We start from the raw sequence: 6,194 nt of genomic DNA on the forward strand, positions 1-6,194 counted from the left end.
GCATACCGAGCGCGTGCCTGAAGTTGCTTCCGTATCACGTTCGAGTGTTCATTCGCCGAGACAAGTGCCGCGTTTCTGATATGTTTAAAAAGCGGATTCACAGGACGCAGGCCCTGCAAATCCGCTTTTTCTATTTCAGAATTACACATTCATCCGTTTCAGCAAAGCCTGCCTGCTCCGGCAAATGATAATCCTGCCGCAAATCTATATCATGCGACATATGTGTGAATTTCGTCTGTCTGGGTTTAAGCTCCTTCAGCAGCTCCAGCGCTTCTGTCACATCGTAAACGGAGCGGGTAGAGAATTCAGCCTTCTCCTGATAGAAGCTTGTGCCTAGCACAAGCAGGTCCAGATCATACAGCGGCTGGAGTTGCTCATCCGGAAGCGCAATGGAGTCCGGGCAATAGGCCCAGGCGAAATTATCCTGCTCCAGACGATAGGCATAGGAGTATCCGTTTTTCCCGTGATTCACCTTCCAGCCGGTTAACTTCCAGCCGCAGAGATCACTTCCACCATCCACCGTATGGAGATCCAGATTTCGATCCAGCCAGGGATATTGTCTTAGAATCTGCTCAAGCACCTCCTGAGGAGCATACAGCTGACCCCGGCGATTCAGCCAGCGGCAGGCATCCGCCCATTCCGGCAGCCCTCCGATATGATCAAAATGAGCATGCGTGACAAGGATGGTTCCTGCGAACCGCTGGCCTCGTCTCTCCATAGCGCTGCGCCAATCCGGACCGCAATCGATCAGAAATCCATCGCCTTCATCGGATTCAACGGACACCATGGAACGATACCGACGATTCACTCCGCCGCTCCGTGCTTCCTGGCATACCTCGCATTCGCAATAAACCCGCGGTACCCCCATCGCGTCTCCGGTGCCTAAAAATACCAGTCTGTCCTTCAAGTCGCACCCTCTCTCTACTCTTCCATCCGTTCGGAAGCTATTGTTGATTCAGCTTGAATTGGATCACAGGCGCCATTCCATCAGGATGCACCATCTCTACAGGCTCAATAGTCAATTCCAGCATATTGGCCCTTCGGAGCTCATCACGGTTTTTAACATAAAGATGAGCGCGGAGCTGGTGATATTGAAGCAGCCCCAGACTGTCCCTGCCATCGTCACGAACAGCCCAAACCCTGACGCTTCGATTGACATCGGGGACAAGACCATCCACTAGCATCAAAAGCTCCTCTGAGCCCTGATTGTACCAAAGCATTCCGAACTCCGTACCCGACTGTCCGATCTGAATCGGATAAGCGATGCTATTCGGATTAGACATTAATGTCGCAGCGGACGGCTCATAATCCTGAACATATTGCCCCCACGCATCATGCTCTCTTTGGGTATATTGCGTGAAAAGGAGTCCGAACGCAACAAGCAGCAGACAGCAGGATGCGGCAATCCACATGCCGGCACGACGGCCTCCGGATAGAAGGGAACGTGCATAGCGGAGCAAACCAAGAAAGCGCACCCGGACTCTGAGCCGGAGGCGAAGCCATTCTGAGGGCGTCCCCTCCAGTACAGCCAGATTGCTGTCCTTACCAAAAGTATGGGCTACTAACCCACGGTCCCTGGGCTTTGTCTCGGCTGTGTCATCGGTATACTCCTCCTCCAGCATGCTTCTCCAATAACGCTCCTGATCCCGGCAATACGAGCATTCCAGCAAATGCTGTCCCAAGTGCTCGGCTTCTCTCTCCGGCAAGCTCCCCATCACCAGGTCAACCCAGACTTCTTCCGGATAGAAAGACGAGCAGAAACGGGAAGCTCCGGCCTTCCCCTCTTTGCAGGAATGGGCAGAGAAAGTATTATCGCTCAGTCGATTGTGCCGATTCGTGTCCATCCTGTCCGCTCCCTTCCGTTACGGCCATCCAGCCTTGCTTTTCCAATTGTTTGCGCAGGTTGCCAAGTCCATATCTCATCCACGACTTCACAGTCCCTAGCGGCACGTTCCAGGCATCCGACATTTGACGCTGAGTTTGCATGAAAAAGTAGGACCCGATAATCGCCTTTCTTTGCGAAATCGGCAGTGAGATCACTGCCTCCTTTACTGCTTCCCGTTCCAAACGCGCCAGCGCCATGTCTTCTCCCGATGCAGCTCTGCCCTTGAACTCCAGATTGCAATCCTGAGTTGGAACCACCCGCTGCTTTCTCCGTAACCGATCCAGACAACGGCTTCTCGTCATGACTGCCATCCAGGCTTTGATGCTCCCGCGCCCAGCATCATAGTCCTGCCCCTTACGAAGCGCCTCCAAAAAAACCTCATGGCAAATATCCTCGGCTTCCATTCGGTCCCCGATGGTCTTCATTGCCACCTGCATGATAAATGGAGCAAGCTCGCTATAGAATACGTCGAAGGCTTCAACGGAGCCCTCTCCCATTTCTTTCAGCGCACGTGCCAACCTTTCATTTTGCAGGCTCATGTCCGTCCCCCCTGAAACGAAGCATCTCCCTCTGTACCCCGTTTTACCAGAAAAATCCCGGTTTGAAAAGCCGTTCAAAAAAATTCGCGGCCGATTAAATCCAATCGTCTCTCCTGTTCGTATCATAGACGATTTATACTTTTACATCGTTCAAGGAGGAATTCACGCATGCTTTCATCACTTCGAAAAGCAGCTCTGCTGCTGCTTACGCTGTTCACTGCCCTTGGGTTCAGTGGATTTATCCAGGCACCCGAAGCCAGGGCGGCCGATGCTCTCGAGCTGTACACGCCTTATGTAGATTGGTCCGCAGCCCCCAGCGAAACCGTATCCTATTCGATCGAATTGATCAACCATAGTTCATCCACCCTGACTGCTGATATCACGCTGGACCAAGGCGGCAACAATTGGGAGTCCGTCATGACAGCCGGAGGGCGCGATATTTCGAAATTAGCTGTAAAACCCGATGAGTCTCAAACCATCAGCCTTCAACTCAAAGTGCCGCTGCAGGTGGATAAAGGACGCTATACATTTACCCTTCGTGCAGGCCAAGCTGTTCTTCCGTTAGTCATCCAAGTTTCGGAACAAGGAACGTTTAATACCGAGTTGAATGTAGACCAGGCGAATATGGAAGGGTATTCGGATTCCAGCTTTACGTATAGCGCCGTGCTGCGCAACCGCACCTCTACCACCCAAACCTATGCACTCACCGCCCAAGCGCCCAGCGGATGGGATGTGCGTTTCAAATCCGACGGGACCAGTGTAACCTCTGTTGAGGTAGAGCCAAACACGGAAAAATCGATCTCTATAGAAGTAAAGCCAGCGGAAATGGTTCAGGCTGACACCTATACGATTCCGATCGCCGCATCTAGTGGAGATTCAATGGCACAGGCTGAATTAGAAGCCGTCATTACCGGCACCTATGGCATGGAATTGACAACAAGCAACAATCTATTGAGTGCGGACATCCAGTCGGGAGGCACGCGTAAGCTGGACTTCGTCGTACACAATACGGGAACCGCTGAGCTTCAGGATCTTTCTTTTTCCGCCAATGCACCAACCGGATGGGAAGTATCCTTCTCCCCATCGACAATAACATCCATCGCTCCAGGAGAGAGTAAGCCCGTTCAAGCCACGATCAAATCAAGCAACAAATCGCTGGCAGGCGACTATGTGGTCAGTGTAACCGCAAATTCATCTGCTAAAAGCGCCTCTGCCGATCTGCGAATTACTGTGGAGTCCTCGGTCATATGGGGATGGATCGGAGTTCTGATTATTCTGGCCGTCGTTGCAGGAATCTACTATCTGTTCCGGAAATTCGGGAGAAGATAAGCCATGACCAGATCACTGCAAATTCAAACAACAGATCAGACAGCGATTATTGAGCTTGAGGGCTTGACCAAAAGATACGGGGACATGACGGCTGTAGATCATCTTGATTTGCGTATTGCCAAGGGAGAAATCTTTGGTTTGCTTGGACCGAACGGAGCCGGTAAAACAACGACGATTCTCATGATGCTCGGATTAACCGAGCCGTCCTCCGGGCAAGCCAAAATCTGCGGTCATGACCCGGTATGGGAGGCATTGTCGGTAAAACGGAAGGTCGGCTATTTGCCGGACGATGTAGGATTTTATGATGACCGGAGCGCAATCGATAATTTGGTCTACACAGCCAGATTAAATGGGTTCAATAAGACGGAAGCCCGTGAACGAGCCTACTCTCTGTTAGAGAAGACCGGACTTACCGATAGCGCCGGCAATAAGGTTGGCACCTTCTCCAGGGGCATGCGTCAGAGACTCGGTTTGGCCGATGTGCTGATTAAGCAGCCTGAGGTTATTATTCTTGATGAGCCCACATTGGGTATTGACCCGGAGGGTGTTCGCGAGCTGCTTGGACTGATCTCCTCCCTTAGCCGGGACGAAGGGTTGACTGTCCTTCTGTCTTCCCATCATTTGCATCAGGTCCAGCAGATTTGTGACCGTGTGGGGATTTTTGTAAAGGGAAAATTGATCGCGGCCGGCGATATTCGGACGCTGTCCAATGAGCTTAATCAGGACGGAAGTGTGTTTATTGAGATTGGCGCCGTCTCTTGGCCGCAAGGCCTGACAGAGCAGCTCCAAGCCCTGGACGGGGTCAAGGAGATCCTTCCTCTGGAATCTGAACCGGGCTCGTTTGAGTATCATGCTGTTGACGGAGAGCAGCCCCGGTTATTCACCATCGTCTGCAGTTATGATCTTACACCGTTGATTGCCGAGACCGTCATTCAGAGTCAGGCCGAGCTTATTTACCTGAGACGGAAGGAATTCGGATTGGATGATATCTATCACCGGTTCTTTGAAGGGAGGACAGATCAATGAAATCCATGGAAGCCCCGCTTCAGCAGCATATCCGGAATCTCATGAACGGGTTCAAAGAGAGCATCCGAAAAATACTGCAAAAGGATAAGCCCGCTGGCACTCCTCGTGAGCGCAGCTCCGTCTCATCCCTTCGTATCATGATCGGCAAGGAAATCGGCGACCATATTTATTCCTGGCGCTTCGTCATTCTAATCGGTATCATTCTCCTCGCCTGCATCGGCTCGATTTACGGTGCTGTATCTGCTATTCGCGGGGGATCGCTTGATAATAACACCGGAGGAGACGAATTTCTCTTCCTTCGCATGTTCACACTAACCAGTGCAAGCCTGTCTATTCCTTCATTTACTACATTTCTGTCCTGGCTGGGACCTTTAATCGGAATTGCACTCGGATTTGATGCGGTTAATTCTGAGCGGAACAAGGGAACGCTTGGACGCTTGCTCTCTCAACCGATCTATCGCGATGATTTTATCATCGCCAAATTCATGGCGGCCTTGTTCCTGATCTTTGTCGTCGTCTTCTCCCTTGGCTTCCTTGTAATGGGGCTAAGTCTGTTCACCATCGGCTATCCGCCGACACCGGAGGAGTTCATCCGCATCGTGATGTTCTTGTTCATTGCCGTCATATACATCGGATTCTGGCTGAACCTGTCCATTTTGTTTTCGATTCGCTTCAGACAGGCTGCGACCTCGGCGCTTTCGTCGATCGCAGTATGGTTGTTCTTTACAATCTTCTACAGCATGATTATCGGACTGGTGAACAGTGCAACTGCCGTAACGCAAACTGCCGATGTCTCGGCCCAGCTTCGTCAGATGAACCTGGTGCTGATGCTGAACAGACTATCGCCAACCGAGCTTTTCTCCGAGACAATTACAACCTTGCTCACGCCAGGCATTCGTTCACTTGGACCGCTAACTATGGATCAATTAGTCGGTGCGATCTCAAGTCCCCTGTCATTGGGGCAGAGCCTTCTGCTGGTCTGGCCGCAGCTCACCGGTCTGATCGCGGCGACAATGGTCTGCTTTGGCATCTCCTATGCCCTGTTTATGCGTCAAGAGGTTCGTTCCAGAGCCTAATCCTTATACAAAGAGGCTGTCCCAAAGCTAATGATGCTGCGTGCAGGGGGCAACGTGTGAAGTGTGCATCCGAAGCGAGTGTGTCCCAAAAGTCATCATAAGATGAATTGAGGGGCACCCCCTTTCATTTCATCCAACAAAAAGAAACCGCTCTCTGGAAATGGAGGTACCACCCAACCATAAACCAAAAAGAGACGGTTTCTTTGTACATAACTTGGTCTAGTTATAATGAACGAAACCGACATCCTAATTGCTACTACGTAGGTTAATTGTGGAAATAATGAGAAGTAAGCTCAACCCATTGGACTTTCCACAATCAGAGCTATAAAACAAAAAGGA

General features: G+C 51.2%; 6 protein-coding genes. 3 read left to right on the forward strand and 3 right to left on the reverse strand.

Going from position 1 to position 6,194, the window contains the following annotated elements; all coding sequences use genetic code 11:
• Positions 1 to 130 precede the first annotated feature (130 nt).
• From KI362_RS24400 to KI362_RS24410, 3 genes are all read right to left on the reverse strand, one after another.
• Positions 131 to 868, reverse strand: coding sequence for an MBL fold metallo-hydrolase (locus tag KI362_RS24400; protein WP_301630884.1), 738 nt, complete (start codon positions 866 to 868; stop codon positions 131 to 133).
• 76 nt (positions 869 to 944) lie between these two features.
• Entirely contained in the window at positions 945 to 1,844 is a 900-nt protein-coding gene (locus KI362_RS24405) for an anti-sigma factor domain-containing protein (RefSeq protein WP_301630879.1), read from the reverse strand.
• Positions 1,810 to 2,424, reverse strand: coding sequence for an RNA polymerase sigma factor (locus tag KI362_RS24410; RefSeq protein WP_301630880.1), 615 nt, complete (start codon positions 2,422 to 2,424; stop codon positions 1,810 to 1,812). The genes KI362_RS24405 and KI362_RS24410 overlap by 35 nt, the downstream gene beginning before the upstream one ends.
• 168 nt (positions 2,425 to 2,592) lie before the next feature.
• On the opposite strand from KI362_RS24410, the gene KI362_RS24415 reads away from it, so the two are divergent.
• The 3 genes from KI362_RS24415 (at position 2,593) to KI362_RS24425 (ending at position 5,855) form a co-directional block, all read left to right on the forward strand.
• Positions 2,593 to 3,753, forward strand: coding sequence for a COG1470 family protein (locus tag KI362_RS24415; RefSeq protein ID WP_301630881.1), 1,161 nt, complete (start codon positions 2,593 to 2,595; stop codon positions 3,751 to 3,753).
• A gap of 3 nt (positions 3,754 to 3,756) precedes the next feature.
• Positions 3,757 to 4,779 carry an ABC transporter ATP-binding protein gene (locus KI362_RS24420; RefSeq protein ID WP_301630882.1) on the forward strand — a complete coding sequence of 341 codons (1,023 nt, stop codon included), beginning with the start codon at positions 3,757 to 3,759 and terminating at the stop codon, positions 4,777 to 4,779.
• Between the two features lie 137 nt (positions 4,780 to 4,916).
• Positions 4,917 to 5,855: an ABC transporter permease gene (locus KI362_RS24425; RefSeq protein WP_374705714.1), complete on the forward strand. Its 939-nt coding sequence runs from the start codon at positions 4,917 to 4,919 to the stop codon at positions 5,853 to 5,855.
• Positions 5,856 to 6,194 lie beyond the last annotated feature (339 nt).

This window comes from Paenibacillus apis, assembly GCF_018333295.1.
Taxonomy (GTDB): domain Bacteria; phylum Bacillota; class Bacilli; order Paenibacillales; family Paenibacillaceae; genus Fontibacillus; species Fontibacillus antibioticophila.

Excerpts from the sequence above, each read along its gene's own strand:
- KI362_RS24400 (WP_301630884.1), bottom strand. The coding sequence starts at position 868 with ATGGGGGTACCGCGGGTTTATTGCGAATGCGAGGTATGCCAGGAAGCA.
- KI362_RS24405 (WP_301630879.1), bottom strand. The coding sequence starts at position 1,844 with ATGGACACGAATCGGCACAATCGACTGAGCGATAATACTTTCTCTGCC.
- KI362_RS24410 (WP_301630880.1), bottom strand. The coding sequence starts at position 2,424 with ATGAGCCTGCAAAATGAAAGGTTGGCACGTGCGCTGAAAGAAATGGGA.
- KI362_RS24415 (WP_301630881.1), top strand. The coding sequence starts at position 2,593 with ATGCTTTCATCACTTCGAAAAGCAGCTCTGCTGCTGCTTACGCTGTTC.
- KI362_RS24420 (WP_301630882.1), top strand. The coding sequence starts at position 3,757 with ATGACCAGATCACTGCAAATTCAAACAACAGATCAGACAGCGATTATT.
- KI362_RS24425 (WP_374705714.1), top strand. The coding sequence starts at position 4,917 with ATGATCGGCAAGGAAATCGGCGACCATATTTATTCCTGGCGCTTCGTC.